Annotated in this window: 25 protein-coding genes and 1 other annotated feature; of the genes, 15 read left to right on the top strand and 10 right to left on the bottom strand. The window is 50.6% G+C overall.

Annotated elements, in window-relative coordinates:
* Window positions 1–14 precede the first annotated feature (14 nt).
* The 13 genes from wcaK (at window position 15) to ugd (ending at window position 14837) form a co-directional block, all read left to right on the top strand.
* On the top strand, window positions 15–1295 hold the full coding sequence (wcaK, locus tag ACNQ0T_RS06425; RefSeq protein WP_180243354.1) for a colanic acid biosynthesis pyruvyl transferase WcaK: 1281 nt from the start codon (window positions 15–17) through the stop codon (window positions 1293–1295).
* Window positions 1292–2512 (top strand): colanic acid biosynthesis glycosyltransferase WcaL, encoded by a 1221-nt coding sequence (gene wcaL, locus ACNQ0T_RS06420; RefSeq protein ID WP_023300541.1) that lies wholly within the window; start codon window positions 1292–1294, stop codon window positions 2510–2512. Before wcaK ends, wcaL begins: the two co-directional genes overlap by 4 nt.
* A gap of 12 nt (window positions 2513–2524) precedes the next feature.
* Entirely contained in the window at window positions 2525–3916 is a 1392-nt protein-coding gene (gene wcaM / locus ACNQ0T_RS06415) for a colanic acid biosynthesis protein WcaM (protein WP_303755951.1), read from the top strand.
* A 174-nt stretch (window positions 3917–4090) separates the two neighbouring features.
* A complete protein-coding gene (gene galF, locus ACNQ0T_RS06410) occupies window positions 4091–4987 on the top strand; it encodes a GalU regulator GalF (protein ID WP_023300539.1) in 897 nt (298 codons plus the stop codon).
* Between the two features lie 334 nt (window positions 4988–5321).
* A complete protein-coding gene (locus tag ACNQ0T_RS06405) occupies window positions 5322–6596 on the top strand; it encodes a WzyE family oligosaccharide polymerase (RefSeq protein WP_417929785.1) in 1275 nt (424 codons plus the stop codon).
* Window positions 6574–7635, top strand: coding sequence for a glycosyltransferase family 4 protein (locus ACNQ0T_RS06400; protein ID WP_023300537.1), 1062 nt, complete (start codon window positions 6574–6576; stop codon window positions 7633–7635). Before ACNQ0T_RS06405 ends, ACNQ0T_RS06400 begins: the two co-directional genes overlap by 23 nt.
* Window positions 7626–8846, top strand: a complete 1221-nt coding sequence (locus tag ACNQ0T_RS06395) for a hypothetical protein (protein WP_023300536.1) — start codon at window positions 7626–7628, stop codon at window positions 8844–8846. Before ACNQ0T_RS06400 ends, ACNQ0T_RS06395 begins: the two co-directional genes overlap by 10 nt.
* Complete coding sequence (gene pssD / locus ACNQ0T_RS06390) at window positions 8830–9330, top strand: PssD/Cps14F family polysaccharide biosynthesis glycosyltransferase (protein WP_023300535.1); 501 nt, start codon at window positions 8830–8832, stop codon at window positions 9328–9330. The genes ACNQ0T_RS06395 and pssD overlap by 17 nt, the downstream gene beginning before the upstream one ends.
* Window positions 9327–9794, top strand: a complete 468-nt coding sequence (gene pssE, locus ACNQ0T_RS06385; RefSeq protein ID WP_023300534.1) for a PssE/Cps14G family polysaccharide biosynthesis glycosyltransferase — start codon at window positions 9327–9329, stop codon at window positions 9792–9794. Before pssD ends, pssE begins: the two co-directional genes overlap by 4 nt.
* A gap of 173 nt (window positions 9795–9967) precedes the next feature.
* A complete protein-coding gene (gndA, locus tag ACNQ0T_RS06380; protein ID WP_006811221.1) occupies window positions 9968–11374 on the top strand; it encodes an NADP-dependent phosphogluconate dehydrogenase in 1407 nt (468 codons plus the stop codon).
* An 89-nt stretch (window positions 11375–11463) separates the two neighbouring features.
* Window positions 11464–12549 (top strand): dTDP-glucose 4,6-dehydratase, encoded by a 1086-nt coding sequence (rfbB, locus tag ACNQ0T_RS06375; protein WP_275062087.1) that lies wholly within the window; start codon window positions 11464–11466, stop codon window positions 12547–12549.
* A complete protein-coding gene (gene rfbA, locus ACNQ0T_RS06370) occupies window positions 12550–13431 on the top strand; it encodes a glucose-1-phosphate thymidylyltransferase RfbA (protein ID WP_017693099.1) in 882 nt (293 codons plus the stop codon). It abuts the gene before it with no gap.
* Window positions 13432–13670: 239 nt separating this feature from the next.
* Window positions 13671–14837, top strand: coding sequence for a UDP-glucose 6-dehydrogenase (ugd, locus tag ACNQ0T_RS06365; RefSeq protein ID WP_017693100.1), 1167 nt, complete (start codon window positions 13671–13673; stop codon window positions 14835–14837).
* Window positions 14838–14886: 49 nt separating this feature from the next.
* Here ugd and ACNQ0T_RS06360 read toward each other — a convergent pair whose 3' ends face one another.
* Window positions 14887–15891, bottom strand: coding sequence for an NAD-dependent epimerase (locus ACNQ0T_RS06360; RefSeq protein ID WP_023300532.1), 1005 nt, complete (start codon window positions 15889–15891; stop codon window positions 14887–14889).
* A gap of 192 nt (window positions 15892–16083) precedes the next feature.
* Here ACNQ0T_RS06360 and wzzB point away from each other — a divergent pair, with 192 nt between their 5' ends.
* Complete coding sequence (wzzB, locus tag ACNQ0T_RS06355) at window positions 16084–17064, top strand: LPS O-antigen chain length determinant protein WzzB (RefSeq protein WP_023300531.1); 981 nt, start codon at window positions 16084–16086, stop codon at window positions 17062–17064.
* 39 nt (window positions 17065–17103) lie between these two features.
* On the opposite strand, the gene hisIE is transcribed toward wzzB, so the two are convergent.
* The 9 genes from hisIE to hisL form a co-directional block, all read right to left on the bottom strand.
* Window positions 17104–17715: a bifunctional phosphoribosyl-AMP cyclohydrolase/phosphoribosyl-ATP diphosphatase HisIE gene (gene hisIE, locus ACNQ0T_RS06350; protein WP_046619196.1), complete on the bottom strand. Its 612-nt coding sequence runs from the start codon at window positions 17713–17715 to the stop codon at window positions 17104–17106.
* A complete protein-coding gene (hisF, locus tag ACNQ0T_RS06345) occupies window positions 17709–18485 on the bottom strand; it encodes an imidazole glycerol phosphate synthase subunit HisF (RefSeq protein WP_017383296.1) in 777 nt (258 codons plus the stop codon). Before hisF ends, hisIE begins: the two co-directional genes overlap by 7 nt.
* Window positions 18467–19204: a 1-(5-phosphoribosyl)-5-[(5-phosphoribosylamino)methylideneamino]imidazole-4-carboxamide isomerase gene (gene hisA, locus ACNQ0T_RS06340; RefSeq protein WP_045308616.1), complete on the bottom strand. Its 738-nt coding sequence runs from the start codon at window positions 19202–19204 to the stop codon at window positions 18467–18469. Before hisA ends, hisF begins: the two co-directional genes overlap by 19 nt.
* Window positions 19204–19794, bottom strand: a complete 591-nt coding sequence (gene hisH / locus ACNQ0T_RS06335) for an imidazole glycerol phosphate synthase subunit HisH (RefSeq protein ID WP_003859485.1) — start codon at window positions 19792–19794, stop codon at window positions 19204–19206. Before hisH ends, hisA begins: the two co-directional genes overlap by 1 nt.
* Window positions 19794–20861: a bifunctional histidinol-phosphatase/imidazoleglycerol-phosphate dehydratase HisB gene (hisB, locus tag ACNQ0T_RS06330; RefSeq protein ID WP_048966311.1), complete on the bottom strand. Its 1068-nt coding sequence runs from the start codon at window positions 20859–20861 to the stop codon at window positions 19794–19796. The genes hisH and hisB overlap by 1 nt, the downstream gene beginning before the upstream one ends.
* Window positions 20858–21919: a histidinol-phosphate transaminase gene (hisC, locus tag ACNQ0T_RS06325; RefSeq protein ID WP_048966312.1), complete on the bottom strand. Its 1062-nt coding sequence runs from the start codon at window positions 21917–21919 to the stop codon at window positions 20858–20860. The genes hisB and hisC overlap by 4 nt, the downstream gene beginning before the upstream one ends.
* Window positions 21916–23220 (bottom strand): histidinol dehydrogenase, encoded by a 1305-nt coding sequence (gene hisD / locus ACNQ0T_RS06320; RefSeq protein WP_320678382.1) that lies wholly within the window; start codon window positions 23218–23220, stop codon window positions 21916–21918. Before hisD ends, hisC begins: the two co-directional genes overlap by 4 nt.
* A gap of 5 nt (window positions 23221–23225) precedes the next feature.
* Window positions 23226–24125 carry an ATP phosphoribosyltransferase gene (gene hisG, locus ACNQ0T_RS06315; protein ID WP_032623983.1) on the bottom strand — a complete coding sequence of 300 codons (900 nt, stop codon included), beginning with the start codon at window positions 24123–24125 and terminating at the stop codon, window positions 23226–23228.
* A gap of 45 nt (window positions 24126–24170) precedes the next feature.
* Window positions 24171–24294 (bottom strand) — a sequence feature (His leader region).
* Complete coding sequence (gene hisL, locus ACNQ0T_RS06310) at window positions 24270–24320, bottom strand: his operon leader peptide (RefSeq protein WP_099516347.1); 51 nt, start codon at window positions 24318–24320, stop codon at window positions 24270–24272. It overlaps the preceding feature by 25 nt.
* 172 nt (window positions 24321–24492) lie before the next feature.
* Between hisL and ACNQ0T_RS06305 the strand changes: the two genes are divergently transcribed.
* On the top strand, window positions 24493–25317 hold the full coding sequence (locus ACNQ0T_RS06305) for an SDR family oxidoreductase (protein WP_006811206.1): 825 nt from the start codon (window positions 24493–24495) through the stop codon (window positions 25315–25317).

The raw sequence follows: 25317 nt of genomic DNA, 5'->3' as shown, positions 1-25317 counted from the left end.
TTTACGAGGCCATTATGAAATTACTTATTCTTGGCAACCATACCTGCGGCAACCGTGGCGACAGCGCCATCCTGCGCGGTTTATTGGATGCAATTAACACCCTTAAGCCTGAGACAGAAGTGGATGTGATGAGCCGTTATCCGGTCAGCTCATCCTGGTTACTGAACCGCCCGGTGATGGGCGACCCGCTCTACAGCCAGATGAAACAGCACAACAACGCTGCGGGCGTGATGGGGCGCGTGAAGAAAGTGCTGCGTCGCCGCTACCAGCATCAGGTGCTGCTTTCTCGCGTAACCGACACCGGCAAGCTGCGCAACATTGCCATCGCGCAGGGCTTTACCGATTTCGTGCGTCTGCTGTCCGGCTATGACGCCATTATTCAGGTGGGCGGCTCGTTCTTCGTCGACCTGTACGGCGTGCCGCAGTTTGAGCATGCGCTCTGCACCTTTATGGCGAAAAAACCGCTGTTTATGATTGGCCACAGCGTCGGGCCGTTCCAGGATCCGCAGTTCAACCAGCTGGCGAACTATGTCTTCGGCCACTGTGACGCGCTGATCCTGCGCGAATCGGTCAGCCTCGACATGATGAAGCGCAGCGAAATCGACACCACCAAAGTGGAGCACGGCGTAGACACCGCCTGGCTGGTGGATCATCAGGATGACAGCTTCCAGGCCAGCTACGCGGTACAGCACTGGCTGGACGTGGCGGCAAAACAGAAAACCGTCGCCATTACCCTGCGTGAACTTGCTCCCTTCGATAAACGCCTCGGCACGACTCAGGCGGCGTATGAAAAAGCCTTTGCCGAGGTGGTGAACCGCGTGCTGGACAGCGGTTACCAGGTGCTGGCGCTTTCCACCTGTACCGGTATCGACAGCTACAACAAAGATGACCGTATGGTGGCGCTCAACTTGCGCAACCTGGTGAACGATCCGTCCCGCTATCACGTGGTGATGGACGAGCTGAACGACCTTGAGATGGGCAAGCTGCTCTCCGCCTGCGACCTGACCGTGGGCACGCGTCTGCACTCGGCTATTATCTCGATGAACTTCGGCACGCCAGCCATCGCCATTAACTACGAACACAAGTCCGCGGGCATTATGCAGCAGCTCGGTATGCCGGAAATGGCCGTCGATATTCGTCATCTGCTGGACGGATCTCTGGGTGCGATGGTGGGCGACACGCTCGGTCAGCTGCCTGAGATCAACGAACGTCTGGCGGTGGCGGTGAAAGCCGAACGCGAAAAAGGTATTGGCATGGTGAAATCCGTCCTCGACCGCGTCCGGGAGGGGAAATGAAGGTTGGTTTCTTCTTACTGAAATTTCCGCTGTCGTCTGAAACCTTTGTGCTGAACCAAATCACCGCGTTTATCGATATGGGGTATGACGTGGAGATTATCGCCCTGCAAAAGGGCGATACGCAAAACACCCATGCGGCGTATACCCAGTATGGGCTGGAGGCGAAAACCCGCTGGTTGCAGGACGAACCCGCCGGAAGGATGAACAAACTGCGCCATCGCGCTAGCCAGACGCTGCGCGGCCTGCATCGCGCCTCGACGTGGCGGGCGCTGAATATGTCGCGCTATGGCGCGGAGGCCCGCAACCTGATCTTATCCGCCATTTGCGGGCAAGCGGCCCAGCCGTACCGGGCCGATGTCTTTATCGCCCACTTTGGCCCGGCTGGCGTCACGGCGGCAAAACTGCGTGAGCTGGGGGTGATTGACGGCAAAATCGCCACCATTTTCCACGGTATCGATATCTCCAGCCGTGAAGTGCTGAACCACTACACCCCGGAATATCAGCAGCTGTTTCGCCGTGGCGACATGATGCTGCCGATAAGCGACCTGTGGGCCGGGCGCCTGAAAACCATGGGGTGCCCGAGCGAGAAAATCACCGTTTCACGCATGGGCGTGGATATGGAACGCTTCACCCAGCGACCTGTCAAGGTGCCGGGCAAGCCGCTGCAAATTATCTCTGTTGCCCGCCTGACCGAAAAGAAAGGGCTGCACGTAGCCATCGAAGCTTGTCGGCAACTGAAGGCGCGCGGTGTGGACTTCCACTACCGCATCCTGGGTATCGGGCCGTGGGAGCGTCGCCTGCGCACGCTGATTGAACAGTATCAGCTGGAAGACGTGGTGGAGATGCCGGGCTTCAAGCCGAGCCACGAAGTGAAAGCCATGCTCGACGAGGCGGATGTGTTCCTGCTGCCTTCCGTAACCGGCGCCGACGGCGATATGGAAGGCATTCCCGTGGCGCTGATGGAGGCGATGGCGGTCGGCATTCCGGTGGTCTCGACGTTACACAGCGGCATCCCGGAGCTGATCACCTCTGAGCATTCCGGCTGGCTGGTTCCTGAAAACAATGCGCTGGCGCTGGCGGACCGTCTGGCCGCGTTCAGCGATATCGATCAGCAGACGCTGATCCCTGTGCTGCAAAATGCGCGGCAAAAAGTTGAAGCAGAATTCAATCAGCAGGTGATTAATCGCCAGTTAGCGAGCCTGCTGCAAACGCTGTAACGCTGAGGTTGTATGCTGAATAAGATTACCCGACGCCGATTTGTCTCTTCTTTATCCGTCCTGGCTGCCATGCCGCTGTTGTCGCCCCGCGCTGCGCGGGCGGCAACCGGGAAGACGGTTTCTGTCGATCGCTACAACAATAACGACTGGATCGCCGCCTTCAGGCAGGCATTTGCCGAGGGCGATACCGTTGTTGTTCCCGCCGGGTTAACCTGTGAAAACATCAATACCGGCATTTTCATTCCTGATGGCAAAACCCTGCTGATCCGCGGTGCGCTGAAGGGCAACGGGCGCGGGCGGTTTGTGCTTCAGGAGGGCTGCAAGGTCATTGGGGAAGGAGAAGGGCGCACGCATAACATCACGCTGGACGTGCGTGGCTCCGACTGTGTCATTAAAGGGCTGGCGATGAGCGGCTTCGGCCCCGTCACCCAGATCTACATCGGCGGTAAAAAACGGCGAGTGATGCGCAACCTGCTCATCGATAACATCACCGTGACGCAGGCCAACTACGCGATCCTGCGTCAGGGGTTCCACAATCAGGTGGACGGTGCGCGCATTACCAACAGTAAATTCAGCCACTTGCAGGGTGACGCGATTGAGTGGAACGTGGCGATTAACGACCGCAACATCCTGATCTCTGACCACGTGATCGATAACATCAACTGCACCAACGGCAAGATCAACTGGGGCATAGGCATCGGGCTGGCCGGCAGTACGTACGACAATGATTATCCGGAACAGCAGACCGTTAAAAACTTCGTGGTGGCAAATATCACCGGCAGCAACTGTCGGCAGCTGGTGCATGTTGAAAACGGTAAACACTTTGTGATCCGTAATATCAAGGCCAGCAATATTACCCCTGACTTCAGTAAAAAGGCCGGAATTGATAACGCGACAGTAGCTATTTATGGCTGTGATAATTTCGTTATTGATAATGTCGATATGGTCAACAGCGCCGGAATGCTAATTGGTTATGGCGTGATCAAGGGCGATTATCTGTCGATACCGCAGAACTTCAAACTTAACGATATTCGCCTGGATAACCGACAGCTTGCCTATAAGCTGCGCGGGATACAGATTTCCTCCGGCAATGCCACGTCGTTTGTTGCCATCACCAACGTTGAGATGCAGCGGGCAACGCTTGAGCTGCATAACAAACCCCAGCACCTTTTCTTACGTAATATCAACGTGATGCAGGAGTCAACAACGGGACCGGCCCTGAAGATGAACTTCGACTTGCGTAAAGACGTGCGCGGGAAGTTTATGGCTAAAAACGAGACGTTGCTGTCGCTTGCGAACATAAAAGCGGTTAATGAAAAGGGGCAGAGCTCGGTGGATATTGATCGCGTTGATCAACACGTGGTGAATACGGAACGGTTGAATTTTGCGCTGCCGCACAGGTAATCATCCAGACTATTTTGCGACAATTCCTGGAACGAAATCGCGATCTATTCAGATTACAACTACTGTAATTTGTGGTGGGGTGACCTAGGATTACTTCATATTTACGGCAAAACATGCTGGCGAAAACAGGTTTAAAAGCTATAATTCGTCAACCATTTTAAGGTGGAAGAAATAATGATTAATTTGAAAGCAGTCATACCGGTAGCGGGTCTGGGCATGCATATGTTGCCAGCCACGAAGGCAATTCCTAAAGAGATGCTGCCGATCGTTGACAAGCCGATGATTCAGTACATCGTCGACGAGATTGTTGCTGCAGGGATCAAAGAAATCGTTCTGGTGACGCACTCTTCGAAGAATGCGGTAGAGAACCACTTCGACACCTCTTATGAACTCGAAGCGTTGCTTGAGCAGCGCGTTAAGCGTCAGCTTCTGGCGGAAGTTCAGTCTATCTGCCCTCCTGGCGTGACCATCATGAACGTGCGTCAGGCGCAGCCGCTGGGTCTGGGCCACTCGATCCTGTGCGCGCGTCCGGTCGTAGGCGATAACCCGTTTATCGTGGTACTGCCCGATATCATCATTGATACCGCTTCTGCCGATCCGCTGCGTTACAACCTGGCGGCAATGGTTGCACGCTTCAACGAAACGGGTCGCAGCCAGGTGCTGGCGAAACGTATGAAGGGTGATCTCTCTGAGTACTCAGTTATTCAGACTAAAGAGCCGCTGGAGTCGGAAGGGCAGGTGAGCCGTATCGTTGAGTTTATCGAAAAACCCGATCAGCCGCAGACCCTGGACTCCGACCTGATGGCAGTCGGCCGTTATGTGCTGAATGCCGATATCTGGGCTGAGCTGGAAAAAACCGAGCCGGGTGCCTGGGACCGTATCCAGTTGACCGATGCGATCGCTGAACTGGCGAAAAAACAGTCCGTAGATGCCATGCTGATGACCGGTGACAGCTACGACTGCGGTAAGAAAATGGGGTATATGCAGGCATTTGTGAACTACGGCCTGCGTAACCTGAAGGAAGGGGCGAAGTTCAGAAGCCGGATTGAGAAGTTGCTTAAAGAGCACTAAACCTTCGGTATACTCCCGCAAAGTATTGATCTAAGGTGGTAAGCGTTCGGAATGGATAGAACGCTACCACCTTTTAATGTTTCTGACACAGATAAGAGCGAGTCTTAGTACGATAGTCTATAACTTTTTGCTTGTTTCTAAGTGAGATACGTCAGACAATTATCCGCATATTTTTATGGACCGGACCTGCGTATTCGGCGTTCAAAAATTTGTTATAGAATATAAGCATGTTGGTAGCTTAGGAGCCAAGGGCGGTAGCGTGGCCCGACCATATTGAGCGTTGTGGCTCATTCCCTTTATTAGTAATGCTAATATTTTACCTAAAGGCAGATTGATGGCATCTCTGTATTTTTTACTTCCTCTTTTATATATTATTTGCACCATATACTTTATAAAAGGCGTATATATTCGCGTTTTTACTATTTTTTACTTCGTGGTGAATTTTGTATATTATCTATCTGTCTGGATACAGGGTGTTCCGCTAGAGGAGGGATATACTCAGGTATTTTGGTTCTCATTCTTAAGTTTATTCGCAATCCATTTGTCATATTTTATAACACCAATAAAAGTGTCCTCTCGGTATAATCATTCAGATGATTTGTCTAATTCATGGTTCAGAAGTATTAACTCAAAAATATTTGTCGTTTGTGGTCTGGTTTTATACATTTTTGCTTTGATGATTTATGTGAAAAATAATGGGGTCGCATTTGGTGGTGGTTACGAAGCTCGTCTTGAACAGAATTCGGGTGGCGGCCTGTCAATTATTTTAATGTACGCATTTGTTCCTTCCTCGATTGTGTTCTTTCTTCGTAAACCTACTAAATTACGTTTTATATTGGCAACCGCATTGGCTATTTTCTGTGGTTCTGTTTATTACTACGTTATAGGCGGCTCAAGAAATGTAATGGGCGCGGCAGTTCTTGCTATAACTTATTTTGCCTATGAGAAAAAAGTACTCCGTATAAATGAAATAGCTATACTATCAGCATGTTGCTGTGTAGCTTTAATTGTATTGGGTGCTCTGCGTTATGGATCCAGTCTTGATGATGTGATCAGTATGCTTCTGTCTGGCTCATCAGTCATGATTTCATTCGCTTTAGATTCTTTCTCTCCGATTTATGCAATCAAAGATATTATTGAATATATTGATAAAACAGGTAATGTTCAGTATTTTTCAACCTTCTTCAATGAGTTTGCGATTATTGTTCCTCGTTTTTTATGGGAGTCAAAACCGATTAACTTTTTGAATAACGGCTATTTTTATACAACCTATATCCTGAATATGGATACGCAGTTGACCATATCACCAACGATAGTAGGTAGCTTTATTATTATGTTTGGCACAACCTGGTTTTGGCTTTGGGGACTTATTACTGGAAGCACATTAAAAATCATTGACGCAGTAACCAAAAAAACCAGGATGATTACGATAAAGATTACATTTATAACCTGCATTGGCTACTGCTTCTTCTGGGTGCGTGACGGTTTAGAAGTGTTTATGTATATCTCATTTAAATTCTTTTTATGTGTAATGATCATTAAAGCGATTAGCACGATTGTTGGTAGTCTATTGAAAAGGCCTTCGAATGAAAATTTTGCTCATAAGTAATATGTATCCAGGTTCGGATACGCCACATCTGGGCGGGTTCGTTAAAAACGCAGCTGATTCGCTCCGTAATAATGGACATGATATTGAATTATGTGTTCTTAATAAAATCTCAAAAAGCAAAGTTACTAAAATTTATAACTATCTTGTTTTTTATATCTCTATTTTGGTTAAAGTTCTTTTGACCAAAAGTGATTGTCTTTATTTGCATTATGCGTCTCATTGCTATCTGCCGGTAAAAATGGGCAATTGCGTCAGAAGAAAAAAAATTGTGGTGCACGTACACGGCGGTGACGTTAAGCGGCTCAACGGAACCAGTGGAATGTTCTTTCGTGTTAAGAAGGCAATTGTTTCTAATGCGTTGAAAAATGCGGTAAAAATAGTGTTTCCTTCAAAGTCTTATCTGGAATTTACCAAAAATGAATATCAACTCGATGAAGTTAAATGTGCAATAAGCCCTTCTGGCGGCGTTGATACCCAACTTTTTGCGTTTAAAAACCGTGAATTCGGTGCTCCGCTTAAACTCCTTTTTGCTGGACGACTCATCAAGAGTAAACGTGTGGATCTGGCAATACAGGCAATTGAAAACCTGTCCGACGATGATAAAAGTAAAATTCACTTAACTATTGTTGGGGATGGTCCAGAGCTGGATTCGTTAGTGAAAAGTGCAGCTCATTTACCAAATATTGAATTTTCGCCTGCCGTAGGGCACGTTCGCTTGGCTGAAATTTTTCAGGAACATGATGTACTAATCTATCCTTCAGAAAGTGAAAGCCTTGGACTGGTTCCTTTGGAGGCGATGGCTACGGGGATGATTCCACTTCTAAGTAATATCCCCTCTTTCAACGAGTTCATCGATAATAACCAAAATGGTTTTATTGTTTACGAGGACGGACACTATAAAATTAAAATTGAGCAAATGCTCGAGATGTCACCACAAACGCTTCAAGCGATGTCTCACCAGGCTAAGCAAACGGTCTTAAACAGCTATACGAAAGAAATAGCGCAAACGAAGCTGCTTGAGGCGTTTAAATGTTTGTAATTAATAAATTAATTTGGCTTGGATATACTGTATCTTCTGGAGCAGCAAGGGTTATAATCTTCTTTTTATTGACTCTTGTGTTTGTCCAAAAAGACATTGCGCTCTTTGCTGTTTATTATTCATTCTTAACTGTTGCAGTGATATTCCTCGGTCAGGGACTTGGTACAACGCTCATTAAAGATGGCTCTGAAGTGAGCATGAAATACTTTAATTACGTTTTACTCCTTAGTATTGCAGTAGCCTCGGTTATTACCTTAGCACTGGCGACTCCAACACTAGACTTAAATTTAATTGACACCTTAATATTCGCTGGCTCTCTTGCATGCCTGGCTATCAACCAAATCTATCGTTATTATTATATTTATTATAAAAAGGCACTCCCTGGCTTAATTTATGATTTGCTAGCGCTGGTTCTTTTCGCGGCAGGAATGCTGCTGTGCAAACTGCATCTTGTCTTTTTAAAACCTCTTGATATTTTCTTCCTTGCTTACTTTATCGCGACAATAATTAACCAAATTATTTACTACATATATGTTAAGCGAGCGTGGATAACCGTATCTGATAGCAAGGCTTTCAATGGGCTAGATTGGAAATTCTCCCTAAATGTTGGCTTCGTGGGGCTCATTTCTACAGGGATCGTTTTTCTATTACCTTACTTTTCCCGTGAGTTACTTCCCGATGAATCAATGTCGGTACTAGGTCTCACAATTAGCATAATTGGAATTATATCTGTCTTCTCACGTGCATACATGAACTACTTTTATCGAGAGTTAGTGGAGTGTGCTAAATCCAAAGAAGAAAAAGTTTATCTTGCGATAAATAAAAAAGTTATCATCATATCAGCGCTTGTATGCTTTGGTAGTATCCTGCCACTAATCTTTTATGTTAAATTATCGCTTTCCTATGTAACCTTTAATGAAATACTGGCAATCGTCGTGCCTGTAATGCTTTTTACTCTCTCTTCGCAACTATCACTAGTTCAGTCAAATATAATATTATTCCTTGGTAAAGAAAAAATCTCACTGATATTCAACTTTTTTGTATTTATTGTGGTTCTGTCATTGTTTTTGGTATGGCAATACTTCATTAGTATTTCGGTGATATATCTTATCCCAATAATGTCTTTATTCCTGATGGTTTTATATTTAATCAGATACGCTTATTTTAGAATCCTGATCAGGACGGCTTTTAAGAATGGAGAAGCAGTTTAACATGAATATAGAGGATAGTGCTTTATTCATTTACGGCGAGGGAGGACACCGAGCCCAGATGAACAGATTGATGAAAAGAATTGGTGGAGAAATAAATAAAAATAAAATCAGTCTCTCAGATTATAAAATTAAGGAAGAATGGTCTGATAAGCATTATGTCACTCGTGAATTTAGAAATAAATATTCAACGTTCATTAGTGTGCTTCGCTTCAATCAGTTACATCAGATCAAGGTCTGTTTACAGATTCATAAAACTCATCGAATAAAAGTAGTCGTTTCAACGGGACCCGGTGTAGCTCTTATTCCCGCTTTTTATTTTAAATATATTGTTGGTGCAAAAATAATTCATCTCGAAACATGGTCCAGATTCGAAACGAAGTCCTTCACTGGTAGAATCATGTCTTTAATTGCGGATGAGTTTTATGTGCAGCACAAGACGCTTTTAAATCAGTATAAAAAAGCCAAATTTTCCGGAGTGCTATGAAAATTTTAGTGACCGTAGGCACCACTCGGTTTGATAAACTTATCAAGCAGATTGCATCAATTTCAGCGCTTCCACATATGGCCAACAATTTTTTTATGTGCCAAAAGGCGAATGGCCTGTCAAACCCTGAAACAGAAAATTACAAGGAAGTTGAATTTATTCAATCTATTGAGAGCGAATATTCTCATTATGATCTTATAATCAGTCATGCAGGCGCTGGATCAATATTTTCTCTTTTAGATCACGAGAAAAAAATCATCATTGCCCCAAATTTAGATCGTTTGGATAAACATCAGTCTGACATTGCTAAATATATGGGGGAAAAGGAATTTGCAATGATTTGTTGGGATATCGAAGATCTCGAAAATCTAATCATTAATGCAAGTTCATTCCAGCCAAAGAAATTTGAATTAGTGCGATTTTTCAAGAATGATGAGTTTATTGATCATATAAATAACGCGTGATAGTACTCGATCGCTAAAGCCATTTAATAATATTTGCAGGTAACTTTTGATCATAAAAAATAGTTAATGCTTTGTGAAATTATTTGATAACGACTTTAGTATTGTTTAGAGTTATGAGAAGTGATTCCCAAGCCGCTATCATTCGCGGCGACCACACCTGACAGGAGTATGTAATGTCCAAGCAACAGATCGGCGTTGTCGGTATGGCAGTGATGGGGCGCAACCTGGCGCTCAACATCGAAAGCCGTGGTTATACCGTCTCCGTTTTCAACCGCTCCCGTGATAAGACCGAAGAAGTTATCGCTGAGAATCCAGGCAAAAAACTGGTTCCTTTCTATACGGTTAAAGAGTTCGTTGAGTCTCTGGAAACACCTCGTCGTATCCTGTTAATGGTGAAAGCGGGCGCAGGAACCGATGCTGCTATCGATTCACTGAAACCGTATCTGGATAAAGGCGACATCATTATCGATGGCGGCAACACCTTCTTCCACGACACCATTCGTCGTAACCGTGAACTGTCTGCTGAAGGCTTCAACTTCATTGGTACCGGCGTATCCGGCGGTGAAGAAGGCGCTCTGAAAGGTCCATCCATCATGCCTGGCGGTCAGAAAGAGGCGTACGAACTGGTTGCGCCTATTCTGACCAAAATCGCTGCGGTTGCGGAAGATGGTGAGCCGTGTGTGACTTATATCGGTCCTGATGGCGCTGGTCATTACGTGAAGATGGTTCACAACGGCATTGAATATGGCGACATGCAGCTGATTGCTGAAGCCTACTCTCTGCTGAAAGGCGGCCTGAACCTCTCCAACGAGGAGCTCGCAGAGACCTTCACCGAGTGGAACAAAGGCGAGCTGAACAGCTACCTGATCGACATCACCAAAGATATTTTCACCAAGAAAGATGAAGAGGGTAAATACCTGGTTGATGTGATTCTGGATGAAGCCGCTAACAAAGGTACCGGTAAATGGACCAGCCAGAGCTCTCTGGATCTGGGTGAACCGCTGTCCCTGATCACCGAATCAGTATTTGCACGTTATATCTCTTCTCTGAAAGAGCAACGCGTCGCGGCATCTAAAGTGCTGTCTGGTCCACAGGCTAAACCAGCCGGCGACAAAGCTGAGTTCGTTGAGAAAGTCCGTCGTGCACTGTACCTGGGTAAAATCGTCTCTTACGCGCAGGGCTTCTCTCAGCTGCGTGCGGCATCAGACGAGAACAACTGGGATCTGAACTACGGTGAGATCGCGAAGATCTTCCGTGCTGGCTGTATCATTCGCGCACAGTTCCTGCAAAAAATCACCGATGCCTATGCAGAAAATGCAGGTATCGCAAACCTTCTGCTGGCACCTTACTTCAAGCAGATTGCAGACGAATATCAGCAGGCGCTGCGTGATGTGGTTGCGTACGCGGTGCAGAATGGTATTCCAGTTCCTACCTTCTCCGCTGCGGTGGCTTACTACGACAGCTATCGTGCTGCCGTTCTGCCAGCGAACCTGATTCAGGCACAGCGTGACTACTTCGGTGCGCATACCTATAAGCGTACGGATAAAGAAGGTGTGTTCCACACCGAATGGCTGGATTAATATACGGCTAGCCAAACCATCAAGCCCGGTAGCGATACCGGGCTTTTTTATCTTGCCCGATCCACCTACTGTTTAATGGAATAGATTGCGTGAAAATTCTAGTTACTGGCGGTGCCGGTTTTATCGGTTCCGCGGTTATCCGACATATTATTAGCAATACTCGGGATAGCGTTGTTAACGTTGATAAATTGACCTATGCCGGTAATCTGGAATCCTTGCGTGAAGTAAGCGATAGCGAACGCTATGTTTTTGAGCATGCCGATATATGTGATAAAGAGGCAATGGCGCGTATTTTTGTTACCCATCAGCCTGATGCGATAATGCACCTGGCTGCCGAGAGCCATGTCGACCGTTCTATTACCGGTCCCGCTGCGTTTATTGAAACCAATATTGTTGGCACCTATATCCTGTTAGAAACAAGCCGTGCTTACTGGTCTTCACTGGATGAGGCAGCAAAATCTACTTTCCGTTTCCATCACATTTCAACTGATGAGGTTTACGGCGATCTGCCTCATCCCGATGAACATTATGACTCCACCCCGTTACCGCTGTTTACCGAGAAAACAGCGTACCAGCCAAGTAGCCCTTACTCAGCGTCAAAAGCGTCCAGCGACCATTTAGTTCGAGCCTGGATACGCACCTATGGTTTACCTGGGATTGTGACAAATTGTTCGAATAATTATGGCCCATACCACTTTCCTGAAAAGCTGATTCCTCTTGTTATCCTCAGTGCGCTGGATAATAAACCATTGCCGATCTACGGTAAGGGCGATCAAATCCGTGACTGGTTATACGTTGAAGACCATGCTCGTGCACTGTATACGGTTCTGACCACGGGTAAGCCGGGCGAAACCTATAATATTGGCGGCCATAACGAGAAGAAAAATATTGAAGTCGTTCAGACCATTTGTGATCTGCTCGATGAAATGGTACCGAAAGAAACATCCTATCGCGCACAAATTACTTATGTCGCGGACCGACCAGGTCACGACAGACGTTATGCAATTGATGCTCATAAAATTAGCGACGAGTTCGGATGGACTCCCCTGGAAACCTTTGAAAGCGGCATCCGTAAAACGGTTGAATGGTATTTAAATAACCAGGAGTGGGTATCGAATGTGAAAAGCGGGGCCTATAAGAGCTGGATTGAGCAGAATTATGGGGAGCGTAAGTAAATGACGAAACGTAAAGGGATTATATTAGCTGGCGGATCGGGTACACGTCTTTATCCCGTGACAATGGCCGTAAGTAAGCAATTGTTGCCAATTTACGATAAGCCAATGATCTATTATCCGCTCTCTACGCTTATGCTGGCAGGTATACGGGATATTCTGATTATCAGCACGCCTCAGGACACTCCCCGTTTTGAACAACTGCTCGGAAACGGTAGTCAGTGGGGATTGCATATCCAGTACAAAGTGCAGCCGAGCCCGGATGGCCTTGCTCAGGCGTTTATTCTGGGTGAAGAGTTTATCGGTGAGGATAATTGTGCGCTGGTATTAGGCGATAATATTTTCTACGGACACGATCTCCCCAGACTGCTTGAAGGCGCAGCAAGCCAGCAAGAGGGTGCGACCGTATTCGCCTATCATGTCAGTGACCCGGAACGCTATGGCGTCGTTGAGTTTGATAAAGACGGTACTGCAATTGGCCTTGAGGAGAAGCCTCAGCAACCCAAGAGTAATTACGCAATAACCGGTCTTTATTTTTACGACAACGATGTGATTGAGATGGCCAAAAGTTTAACGCCGTCCGAGCGAGGTGAACTCGAAATTACCGACATCAACCGCATCTATATGCAGCAGGGACGATTGTCTGTCGCGATGATGAGACGCGGTTATGCCTGGCTGGATACCGGAACGCATCAGAGTATGATCGAGGCAAGCAATTTTATCGCCACAATTGAAGAGCGACAGGGGCTAAAAGTTTCATGTCCTGAAGAGATTGCGTTCCGACGAGGTTTTATTGATGCCGAACAACTTCGGGTACTCGCTGAACCATTGAAAAAGACCGGGTATGGTCAGTATCTGCTGAATCTGACCAAGGGATTAGTCTGATTTGACGAAGTAAGCAGTTTTCCTCTGCTTACTCTCGACTGCCCTTTAACGTCTTATTGTCGCTGTAAAACAGGTACTTTGCTTAGTGTAACGACAGGTCTTTTTGTTGAGCAAAAACATTTTTCAAAAAACCTGAAACCTTGACAGCGAATGAAGGTTAGCGATAAAAAACGCTTAGTTAATCATTGTGGTGACTGTGTTATGGTCATCAAAAACTCAAACGTGTAGAAGTCAAACAAATGAAAATAACTATCTCCGGAACAGGCTATGTTGGTCTCTCAAACGGTATTCTGATTGCACAAAACCATGAAGTGGTTGCGCTGGATATCGTGCAGGCAAAAGTGGACCTGCTTAACCAGAAGAAGTCCCCGATCGTCGATAAAGAGATTGAAGAATACCTCGCGACCAAACCGCTGAACTTCCGCGCTACCACGGACAAAGAAGACGCTTACCGCGATGCGGATTTCGTCATCATCGCCACGCCAACCGACTATGATCCTAAAACCAACTACTTCAATACCTCTACCGTTGAAGCGGTGATTAAAGACGTTACGGCAATCAACCCGAACGCAGTGATGATCATCAAGTCGACAATTCCAGTGGGTTTCACCAAATCGATTAAAGAAGAGTTGGGTATTGATAATGTCTTCTTCTCGCCGGAATTTCTCCGCGAGGGCAGGGCGTTATACGATAACCTGCACCCATCCCGTATCGTGATTGGCGAGCGTTCCGAGCGTGCGGAGCGTTTTGCTGCGTTGCTTCAGGAAGGCGCAATCAAAAAAGATATTCCGGTCCTGTTCACCGATTCCACCGAGGCAGAGGCCATTAAGCTTTTCGCCAATACCTATCTGGCGATGCGTGTGGCTTACTTCAACGAACTTGACAGCTATGCCGAGAGCTTAGGTCTGAACACCCGTCAGATCATCGAGGGCGTGTGTCTTGACCCGCGTATCGGTAACCATTACAACAACCCGTCATTCGGTTACGGCGGCTACTGTCTGCCAAAAGATACCAAGCAGCTGCTGGCAAACTATCAGGCAGTGCCGAACAACCTGATTTCCGCTATTGTGGATGCCAACCGCACGCGTAAAGACTTCATCTCAGATTCTATTCTGGCGCGTCAGCCGAAAGTGGTGGGCGTGTATCGCCTGATCATGAAGAGCGGTTCCGATAACTTCCGCGCTTCTTCCATTCAGGGGATCATGAAGCGTATTAAGGCGAAGGGCGTGCAGGTCATTATTTATGAACCGGCGATGCAGGAAGATGAGTTCTTCCATTCGCGTGTGATCCGCGATCTGGATGCGTTTAAGAAAGAAGCGGACGTGATTATCTCCAACCGTATGGCGGAAGAGCTGGCGGACGTGAAAGATAAAGTCTATACCCGCGATTTGTTCGGCAGTGACTAATCAAAATCGTGATATAAAAAAACCCGGCAATCTGCCGGGTTTTTTGTTTTTAAACGTTATAGAAGTTGCGGTACCAGTCGACGAAGTTTTTCACGCCTTCTTTGACTGAGGTTTGTGGTTTAAACCCAATAACGTCATACAGCGCTTTGGTGTCCGCACTGGTCTCCAGCACGTCCCCCGGCTGGATCGGCATCATATTTTTCACCGCTTCTTTGCCCAGCGCCTCTTCAAGCGCAGTGATGTAATCCATCAGTTCGACAGGTGAACTGTTGCCGATGTTATACACGCGATACGGGGCAGAGCTGGTTGCTGGCGAACCGGTTTCGACTGTCCAGTCGGCATCGGCCTGAGGAATGACGTCCTGTAGGCGAATAATCGCCTCCGCAATATCATCGATATAGGTGAAGTCGCGCTTCATCTTGCCGTAGTTGTAGACGTCGATGCTGTTGCCTTCAATCATGGCTTTGGTGAATTTAAACAGCGCCATGTCCGGGCGTCCCCAGGGGCCATAGACGGTAAAGAAGCGCAGGCCAGTGGTCGGCAGGTTGTACAGATGCGAATAGGTATGCGACATCAGCTCATTGGCTTTTTTGGTTGCCGCATACAGGGAAACCGGATGGTCTACGGAGTCGTCAGTAGAAAACGGCATCTTACGGTTGAGGCCGTAAACAGAGCTGGATGATGCATACAGAAGATGCTGAACCTTGTTGTGGCGACAGCCTTCCAGCACGTTCAGGTGACCTACCAGGTTAGCATCTGCGTAGGCATGCGGGTTTTCCAGCGAGTAACGCACACCCGCCTGTGCGGCAAGATGGATCACGCGGTCAAATTTCTCCTCAGCGAAGAGCGCGGCCATGCCCTCGCGGTCCGCTAAGTCCAGCTTGTGGAAGGTGAAACTCTCGGATTTGAGCAGATCGAGGCGAGCGAGCTTGAGGTTTGGGTCATAGTAATCATTCAGATTATCAATCCCAACAACTTCATGCCCTGCATCAAGCAGGCGCTTGCTGACATGAGAACCGATAAAGCCCGCCGCGCCCGTAACCAGAAATTTCATAGCTTCCCTCATTCACAGTGTTCTTGTTGATGCCCCACGACATCAGAATCCGACTATGATAGCGCGTCGCACTTCACTTACATAACCCATCTTTCCGATATAACTCATCGGATTCTTATAGAAAATTCTTCAGCAACAGATACACTAAGGGAACAAGATTATTTTTGCCCTTTTTCATCTGTTAGGGATTGTATGACGCAAAACAACAATAACCTGGTCGCACGTAACAATGACCCGGAGCAAATTGATTTACTTGATGTAATGCTACAGCTGTGGCGTGGTAAGTGGGTAATAGGGGCTTTTATTGCTGCTTTTATCGTTCTTGCTGGCGTTTACATCACTGTAGCCAAAGAGAAATGGACGTCATCAGCCATCATAGCCCAGCCTGATGCGGCACAAATCGCCACCTATTCCAATGCATTGAATATCCTCTATGGCGGGGCAGCTCCCTCCATGTTAGACATTCAGAATCGTGCTATTGGACGTTTCAATTCCTCATTCTCAGCATTAGCACAGGCGCTGGAGAATCAGGAAGAACCGGAAAAACTGACCATTGAGCCTACCGTGAAAGGACAAAATCTGCCTTTAACCGTAAGCTATCAGGGTGAATCCGCTGAGGCAGCTCAAAAGCAATTAGCTCAGTACATCCAGCAGGTTGACGAGCAGACTGCAAAAGAACTGACGCTTGACCTTCGAGACAACCTCAAGCAGCAGATTACGACGCTAAATGACTCCCTTCAGAACCAAGAGAAAGTTGCGCAGGAGCAAAAAGATCTGCGTATCAAGCAGATAACTGAGGCGCTGAAAAATGCTGAAGCTGCGAAGATTAGCACACCGCAGCTTCAACAAACTCAGGACGTTACTCAGGAAACCATGTTCCTACTGGGCACCGTAGCGCTCAAATCAATGGTTGATAACGAAGCGTCTCGCCCGCTGGTGTTCTCAGGCGCTTACTACCAAACTAAACAGAATTTACTGGATATTCAGAACCTTAACGTAAACCCTGACACAATTCATGTATACCGTTACGTTATGAAGCCGAATTTACCTATAAATCGTGACAGCCCGAAAAAGGCCATCACCCTCATCCTTGCCGTACTGCTCGGCGGGATCATCGGTTCTGGTGTCGTCCTTGGCCGTAACGCGCTGAGAAACTACAAGCCAATAGCCTGATTTACATACAAAAAAAGACCGGGTCTCCCCGGTCTTTTTTTATTTATGCCTTTTCCGCAGATTCTCAATCACCGCTGTTAAATCCAGCTCCTGATCCTGAAGCAGAACTAGCAGGTGATACATCAAATCAGACGCTTCGTTCGTCAGCTCCTCCCGATCATGCACGGTAGCCGCCAGCGCCGTTTCAACGCCTTCCTCACCCACTTTCTGCGCAATCCGTTTGGTGCCGCTGGCGTACAGCTTAGCCGTGTATGAGCTCTCAGGATCCGCTGATTTACGCTCTGCCAGCAGCTGTTCCAGCTGATAGAGGAACAGCCACTGGTGGCTCGCCTCGCCGAAGCAGCTGCTGGTGCCTTTGTGGCAGGTCGGCCCAATCGGGTTAACCAGCACCAGCAGGGTGTCGTTGTCGCAGTCAGGCGTAATGCTGACCACGTTCAGGAAGTGACCCGAGGTTTCCCCTTTCGTCCACAGGCGCTGTTTGGTGCGCGAGAAAAACGTCACCTTGCCGCTGTCGATCGTTTTTGTCAGTGCCTCCTGGTTCATGTATCCCAGCATCAGCACTTCGCCTGAAACGGCATGCTGTACAACCACCGGCAGTAATCCGTCAGTTTTTTCCCAGTCCAGCTGCGCCTGTTGTTGCTCTGTTAACATACCCTGATCTCCACGCCCTGGTCGGCCAGGTACGTTTTTAACTCACCAATATTGATAATCTGTTTGTGGAACACGGAAGCGGCCAGCGCGCCGTCTACGTTCGCATCGCGGAAGGCTTCAAGGAAGTGTTCCATGGTGCCTGCGCCGCCGGAGGCAATCAGCGGAACCTGGCACACCGCGCGCACTTTTTTCAGCTGCTCCAGGTCATAACCGTTACGAACGCCGTCCTGGTTCATCATGTTCAGCACGATTTCACCCGCACCGCGTTTTTGCACTTCCTGCACCCAGTCCAGCGTCTCCCATTGGGTGACGCGCGTGCGGCTTTCATCGCCGGTGTACTGGTTAACGTGATATTTTCCCGTTGCGGCATCAAACCAGGTGTCGATCCCCACGACAATGCACTGCACGCCAAAGCGATCCGCCAGACGCGTAATCAGCTCCGGATCTGCGAGCGCAGGGGAGTTAATGGAAATTTTGTCCGCACCGAAAGAGAGAATCTTCGCCGCATCGTCAGCAGATTTAATCCCGCCCGCCACGCAGAAGGGTATATCAATCACCTCTGCCACGCGCGCCACCCAGCTTTTGTCCACCACACGGCCATCGCTGGAGGCGGTGATATCGTAAAATACCAGTTCGTCTGCGCCTTCTTCGGCATAGCGTTTTGCCAGCGGAACGATGTCGCCAATGATCTCGTGGTTGCGGAACTGCACGCCTTTTACAACCTGACCATCACGCACGTCCAGGCAGGGAATTATCCGTTTTGCCAGCATTGAATCGCCTCCTTCACTGTAAATTTGCCTTCCAGCAGCGCGCGACCCACGATCACGCCGCGTACACCGGTTCCGCGCAGAGCGGCGATATCCGCCAGGTCGCCGATACCGCCAGAAGACTGGAACGCTACCTGCGGATAACGCGCGCAAACCTCTTCATACAGCGAGACGTTAGAGCCTGCGAGCGTACCATCGCGTGAAATATCCGTGCACAGCACATGCTTTAGCCCTACGGGGAGATACATCTCAACCAGCTCTTCGAGCGTCACGCCGGAGTTTTCCTGCCAGCCGCTGACCGCGACCTGCTTGTTACCCTGTTCGTCAATGCGCACATCCAGCGCCAGCACCAGCGCATCCGCGCCGAAGCGGCGGAACCAGCCCTTGACCGTCTCAGGATCTTTCACAGCGGTCGAACCGACTACCACGCGCGCCACGCCCGCGTCCAGTAAGGCGGCAACATCGGCTTCCGTACGCACGCCGCCGCCCACCTGCACCGGGACGTCCACGCCAGCCACCAGTGTTTTAAGCAGTGGGATCTGGCGCTTCGCCGGATCTTTCGCGCCGGTAAGATCGACCAGGTGCAACACCTCAGCGCCCTCGTCGGCGTAAGCCTGTAATCGCGGCAGCGGGTCGTTGCCATAGTCGCGCTGCTGCCCGTAATCGCCCTGGTGGAGACGAACAACCGTGCCGTCAATTAAATCTAAAGCGGGAATTATCATCACATCTCCAGGAAATTTTTCAGCAGCTGCGCGCCGGCGGCGCCGGAGCGTTCCGGGTGAAACTGCACGCCGTAAAAGTTATCTTTCTGCACGGCGGCGGTGAACGCCTCGCCGTAATTGCACTGGGCGATGGTGTAGGTATTCACGGGCATGGCGTAGCTGTGAACGAAATAGAAGTACGCGCCGTCTTCGATTCCCTGGAACAGCCTGTTGCCCGCCTTCGGATAAACGCGATTCCAGCCCATGTGCGGCAGCGGCAGGCCGTGGTCGGTCATTTTCGGCACGTCTTCTTCAATAATGCCCAGCAGATCAACGCCATTGCTCTCTTCGCTTCGGCGGCCAAGCAGCTGCATGCCGAGGCAAATGCCCAGCACCGGTTGAGTACAGGCTTTGATGAGATCCACCAGCTCGCGCTCGTGGATCTGATCCATCGCCGCCTGGGCGGTGCCTACACCCGGCAGAAAGAGTTTATCCGCGCGCAGCACCACGTCCGGGTCGCGGCTCACCACCGGCTCGTAGCCGTGGCGCATAATCGCCGACTGTACGGAGTTCAGGTTGGCGCATCCGGTGTCCAGAATCACCACGTTCATTACAGCACTCCTTTCGACGAGGGAAGGGCGTCACCTTCCACGCGGATCGCCTGGCGCAGGGTACGGCCAAAGGCTTTGAACAGGCTCTCGACGCGGTGGTGATCGTTTTTGCCTTTAGTTTTCAGGTGCAGCGTCAGGCCCATAGTGTAAGAAAGCGAGCGGAAGAAGTGCTCCACCATCTCGGTGCTGAGATCGCCCACGCGCTGGTAGGTGAAGTCGGCTTTATATTCCAGGTGCGGACGTCCGGAGATATCCAGCGCGCAGCGCGCCAGGCACTCGTCCATCGGCAGAACAAAGCCGAAGCGGTTGATGCCGCGTTTGTCGCCGAGCGCCAGCTTCAGGGCTTCGCCCAGCGCCAGGCCGGTATCTTCCACGGTGTGGTGATCGTCGATATACAGGTCGCCCTTAACCGTGATCTCCATGCGGAAGCCGCCGTGAGTGGCGATTTGATCCAGCATGTGGTCGAAGAAACCGACGCCGGTGTGGATCTTGCTGCCGCCTTCACGATCGAGCCAGACCTTCACGTCGATCTGCGTCTCTTTGGTGTTGCGTTCAACGTGAGAATAGCGGTCGCGTCTGGTGAGCTGCTCGCTAATCATCGCCCAGTTTAGCGTGTCGCGGTTATAGCGCAGGCCTGCAATGCCCATATTTTCGGCCAGCGTGATGTCCGTGACGCGATCGCCAATCACATAGCTGTTCGCTTTATCCAGCGCCTCTTCCGCCAGATAACGCTCAACAAGCTTCACTTTTGGCTTGCGGCAGTCGCACTCGTCGGCAGGCATGTGCGGGCAGATCAGCACCTCGTCGAAGGCGATGCCCTGCGAGGTCAGCACCTGCATCATCAGGTTGTGCGGGCCGTCAAAGTCCGCCTGCGGGAAGCTGTCTGTGCCCAGACCGTCCTGGTTGGTGATCATCACCAGCTTATAGCCTGCTTTCTGAAGCTTCAGCAGCACCGGGATCACGTCGGGTTCAAAGGCCAGCTTGTCGAAACGATCGACCTGAAAATCGCTGGGTGGCTCCGAGATGATGGTGCCGTCACGATCGATAAAGAGATACTTCTGACTCATACTTTCTCCGCTTTCAGGGCGTCAATCACGCGCTGGCTCTCCGCGCGGGTGCCGACGGTGATACGCAGGCAGCCGCTCAGGGTAGGTTGTTTATTCTGGTCTCGTAAGATAATGCCCTGATCCCACAACGATTTAAATATCGCGCTTGAGGCGGTGAAGCGCACCAGGATGTAGTTGGTTTCCGAGTCGAACACCTGCTCCACGCACGGAATCGTTTTTAGGGCATCGACTAGATACTGACGCTCCTCCAGGATCTGCGCCACACGCTCGCGCATCGCGCTGATGCCCTGCGGGGCCAGCGCCTGTGCCGCAATATCGGCAACCGGCGTTGAGAGCGGATACGGGGCGATCACTTTCAGCAGCAGGTCGATAACCGCTTTATTTGCCAGCGTAAAACCGCAGCGAAGACCGGCGAGAGCGAAGGCTTTCGACAGGGTACGCAGCACGACGAGATGTGAATACTCTTCAAGCCAGCCTGCCAGCGTCGCCTGCGGGCAGAACTCAATGTAGGCTTCGTCGGCCACAACCAGCGCTTTGCCGCGCGTCATTTCCAGCAGGGAACGGATATCCTGCGGATTGATAATCTGCCCGGTCGGGTTGTTCGGGCTACAGACAAACACCACCTTCACGCCGTCGAGGTTATCGGCGATGCCCTGCAAATCCAGCTGCCAGTTGTCGAGCGCCTGTACGTTGCGGCAGGCCACGCCAAAGGTTTCGGCGCTGACACTGTACATCCCGTAGGTGGGCTGGCAGTACATCACCGCGTCTTTGCCCGGCTCGCAGAAGGCGCGGATCAGCAGCTCAATCCCTTCATCCGCCCCGCGGCTGACCAGCACCTGCTCAGGCTTCACGCCTGCGTACTGCGCATAGTTCTCGATCACCGCTTTCGGCTGGCACTCCGGGTAGCGGTTCAGTGTCTGCTGCGAGAGCTCAAAGGCCACCGCCGTGGGGTATTCGTTGGCATTCAGCCAGACGTCGCCGTTCCCGCCGAGACGACGCGCAGACTGATAGGGCGTCAGGCGACGGACATTTTCGCGGGCTAATTCTTCGATGTTCATGCTTGCTCCTTCAGGGCGGCAACGCGCAGCGTCACGGCATTTTTGTGGGCAGTCAGGCGCTCGGCGGCGGCCAGGGTTTCAATGGTCGACGCCAGCGAGGCAAATCCCTCGCGGGAGAGTTCCTGCACGGTCATGCGCTTCTGGAAATCCGCCAGCCCCAGGCTGGAGCAGGTTGAGGTATAGCCATACGTGGGCAGCACGTGGTTGGTGCCGGAGGCGTAATCCCCGGCGGATTCCGGTGACCAGTCCCCGAGGAACACCGAGCCTGCGCTGGTTATGCTGTCGACCAGATCGCGCGCGTTACGGGTCTGAATAATCAGGTGCTCCGGCCCGTACTGATTGGAGATGGCGATGCACTGGTCGATATCGCGAGCCACAATCAGTCGGCTGGCCGATAGCGCCTGACGCGCCGTTTCCGCACGCGGCAGGTCGGCCAGCTGACGCTCAACGGCCTCGCCCACGCGTTTTGCCATGTCGGCATCTGGCGTCAGTAAAATCACCTGCGAGTCAGGGCCGTGCTCGGCCTGCGAGAGCAGGTCAGAGGCCACGAAATCCGGTGTAGCGCCGCTGTCGGCAATCACCAGCACTTCAGACGGACCGGCAGGCATATCAATCGCCGCGCCGTCCAGACGCTGACTGACCTGGCGCTTCGCTTCGGTAACGTATGCGTTGCCCGGGCCAAAGATTTTGTCGACTTTGGGAACAGACTCCGTCCCGAACGCCAGGGCGGAAATCGCCTGCGCGCCGCCCACTTTATAGATCGCCTTTACGCCGCACAGCTTCGCCGCATACAGGATCTCATCGGCGATCGGTGGAGGAGAGCAGAGCACCACCTTCTGACAACCGGCAATACGTGCCGGGGTGGCCAGCATCAGGACGGTCGAAAACAGCGGGGCAGAGCCGCCGGGAATATAGAGGCCAACGGACGCCACCGGGCGTGTCACCTGCTGGCAGCGTACGCCGGGCAGGGTTTCAACATCCACCGCCTGCAATTTCTGCGCGGTGTGGAAGGTATCAATATTTTTCACCGCGACGGCCATCGCCTGTTTGATGTCATCACCCAGACGATTGCTGGCATCAATGATTTCCTGCTCGGTAACCTGTAACGCGTCGACCTCAGTTTTATCAAACTTCGCGCTGTACTCGCGCAGCGCATCGTCCCCGCGGGCTTTGACGTTATCGAGGATCTCCGCCACGGTGCGGGTGATGCTCTCTGAGGCGGAAATTGCCGGGCGCATCAGCAGCTCGCGCTGTTGCGCGTCGCTACAGGTATTCCAGTCGATGATTGTGTTAAAGCTCATGGTCGTTACTCCATCATCTTCTCAATTGGCAGCACCAGAATAGAACTCGCGCCCAGCGCCTTCAGTTTTTCCATCGTTTCCCAGAACAGGGTTTCGCTGCTCACCATGTGCATCGCCACGCGCTGCTGGTCGCCCGCCAGCGGCAGAATGGTTGGGCGCTCAGCACCTGGCAGCAGGGCAATCACTTCGTCCAGGCGCTCGGTTGGCGCATGCATCATGATGTATTTGGATTCACGCGCCTGAATCACGCCCTGAATACGGGTCAGCAGCTTGTCGATGAGCTGCTGTTTAGCCTCCGCCATCTCGCCGTCGCGCTGGATAAGGCACGCTTTGGAGCGGTAGATCACCTCCACTTCGCGCAGGCCGTTCGCTTCGAGCGTGGCGCCCGTGGAGACGAGGTCACAGATGGCATCGGCCAGGCCCGCGCGTGGCGCCACTTCAACAGATCCATTCAGCAGACAAGATTTAAACTGCACGCCTTTTTGATCGAGGTAACGCTTCAGCAGGTGAGGGTAAGAGGTGGCGATACGTTTGCCGTTCAGCGCGGCCGGGCCATCCCAGGCTTCATCAACCGGCGTGGCCAGCGACAGGCGGCAGCCGCCGAAGTCCAGACGACGCAGGGTAAAGTAGCGTGGATCTTCGCCCTGCGCGCGGCGGGTTAATAACTCTTCTTCCAGTACGTTTTCGCCGATGATGCCGAGGTCAACGACGCCATCCATGACCAGGCCCGGAATATCGTCATCACGTACGCGCAGAATGTCGATCGGCATATTTTCAGCCAGGGCGATCAGGCGCTGGGTGTGCAGGTTGATTTTAATCCCGCAGCGGGCCAGCAGTTCGCGTGAATCATCGCTTAAACGGCCTGATTTTTGAATAGCTATGCGTAAACGTGAGTTATCTAACATTCTGTGTTCCTCGTTAACCTGTTTTAACCTGTCTGAATGCGGTCCAAAAAAAAGCCCCCGGAAGAAGATCTTCCGGGGGCTTTTTCATGCGTTCATGCACCACTGGAAGATCCAAACGTCTTCCAGCACACATCGCCTGAAAGACTAGTCAGGATGATGGTGATGATGGTGGTTTTTAAAAGGAACGCGTGTCATATAAATTCTCGTTGAATGCTTATGCATTTGATGTCTTTTAACCTAAACCAGTTGTACGCCATAAAGCAAGGGCTTTTTTTGATCATTAATTCATTTCATATTGATGGTATGAATTGTGCGTTCCATAAGGCTGGCGTAGCCTTATAACAGGCGTCGTTAAGCGGAGAATGTCATGAAAAAGGTCGCGATTGTCGGATTAGGGTGGTTAGGAATGCCACTGGCGATGTCATTAGCCGCGAAAGGCTGGCAGGTGACAGGGAGTAAGACCACGCGGGACGGGGTTGAGGCGGCGCGCATGTGCGGCATTGATGGTGTCGAGCTGCGTCTCGAACCCGAGCTTATCTGCGATACCGACGAGCTGGATGAACTGATGAATGTGGACGCACTGGTCATTACCTTACCGGCGCGGCGCAGCGGGCCGGGCGAGACGTTTTACCTGCAGGCGGTGCAGGAGATTGTCGACAGCGCCCTGGCGCACCATATTCCGCGTATCATTTTCACCAGCTCGACCTCCGTCTATGGCGATATCGACGGTACGGCGAAAGAAAACACCGAGCGCCGTCCGGTAACCGCCAGCGGACGGGTACTGAAAGAGCTGGAAGACTGGCTGCACAATCTGCCTGGCACGCAGGTGGATATTTTACGCCTCGCCGGGCTGGTGGGGCCGGGGCGTCATCCGGGACGCTTCTTTGCCGGTAAATCCGCGCCGGATGGTCAGCACGGCGTTAACCTTGTACACCTAGAAGATGTTATCGGTGCGATAGAGCTGCTTTTACAGGCTCCGAAAGGGGGGCACATCTATAATATATGTGCGCCTTCGCATCCGCCACGCAGCACCTTTTATCCGCTGATGGCGCGCCAGCTGGGTCTGGCGCCGCCGGTGTTCAGTGAGGCGCAGGGGGAGCGCAAAGGCAAAATTATTGATGGCAATCGTATTTGCCATGAACTGGGATTTGAATATCAGTATCCCGATCCGCTGGTTATGCCCATGGAATAA

The organism is Enterobacter cloacae complex sp.6700776 (assembly GCF_048284255.1).
Classification (GTDB): Bacteria; Pseudomonadota; Gammaproteobacteria; order Enterobacterales; family Enterobacteriaceae; genus Enterobacter; species Enterobacter intestinihominis.
The sequence above is the reverse complement of the archived record's forward strand: the minus strand, read 5'-3'. Positions and strand labels throughout refer to the sequence as shown.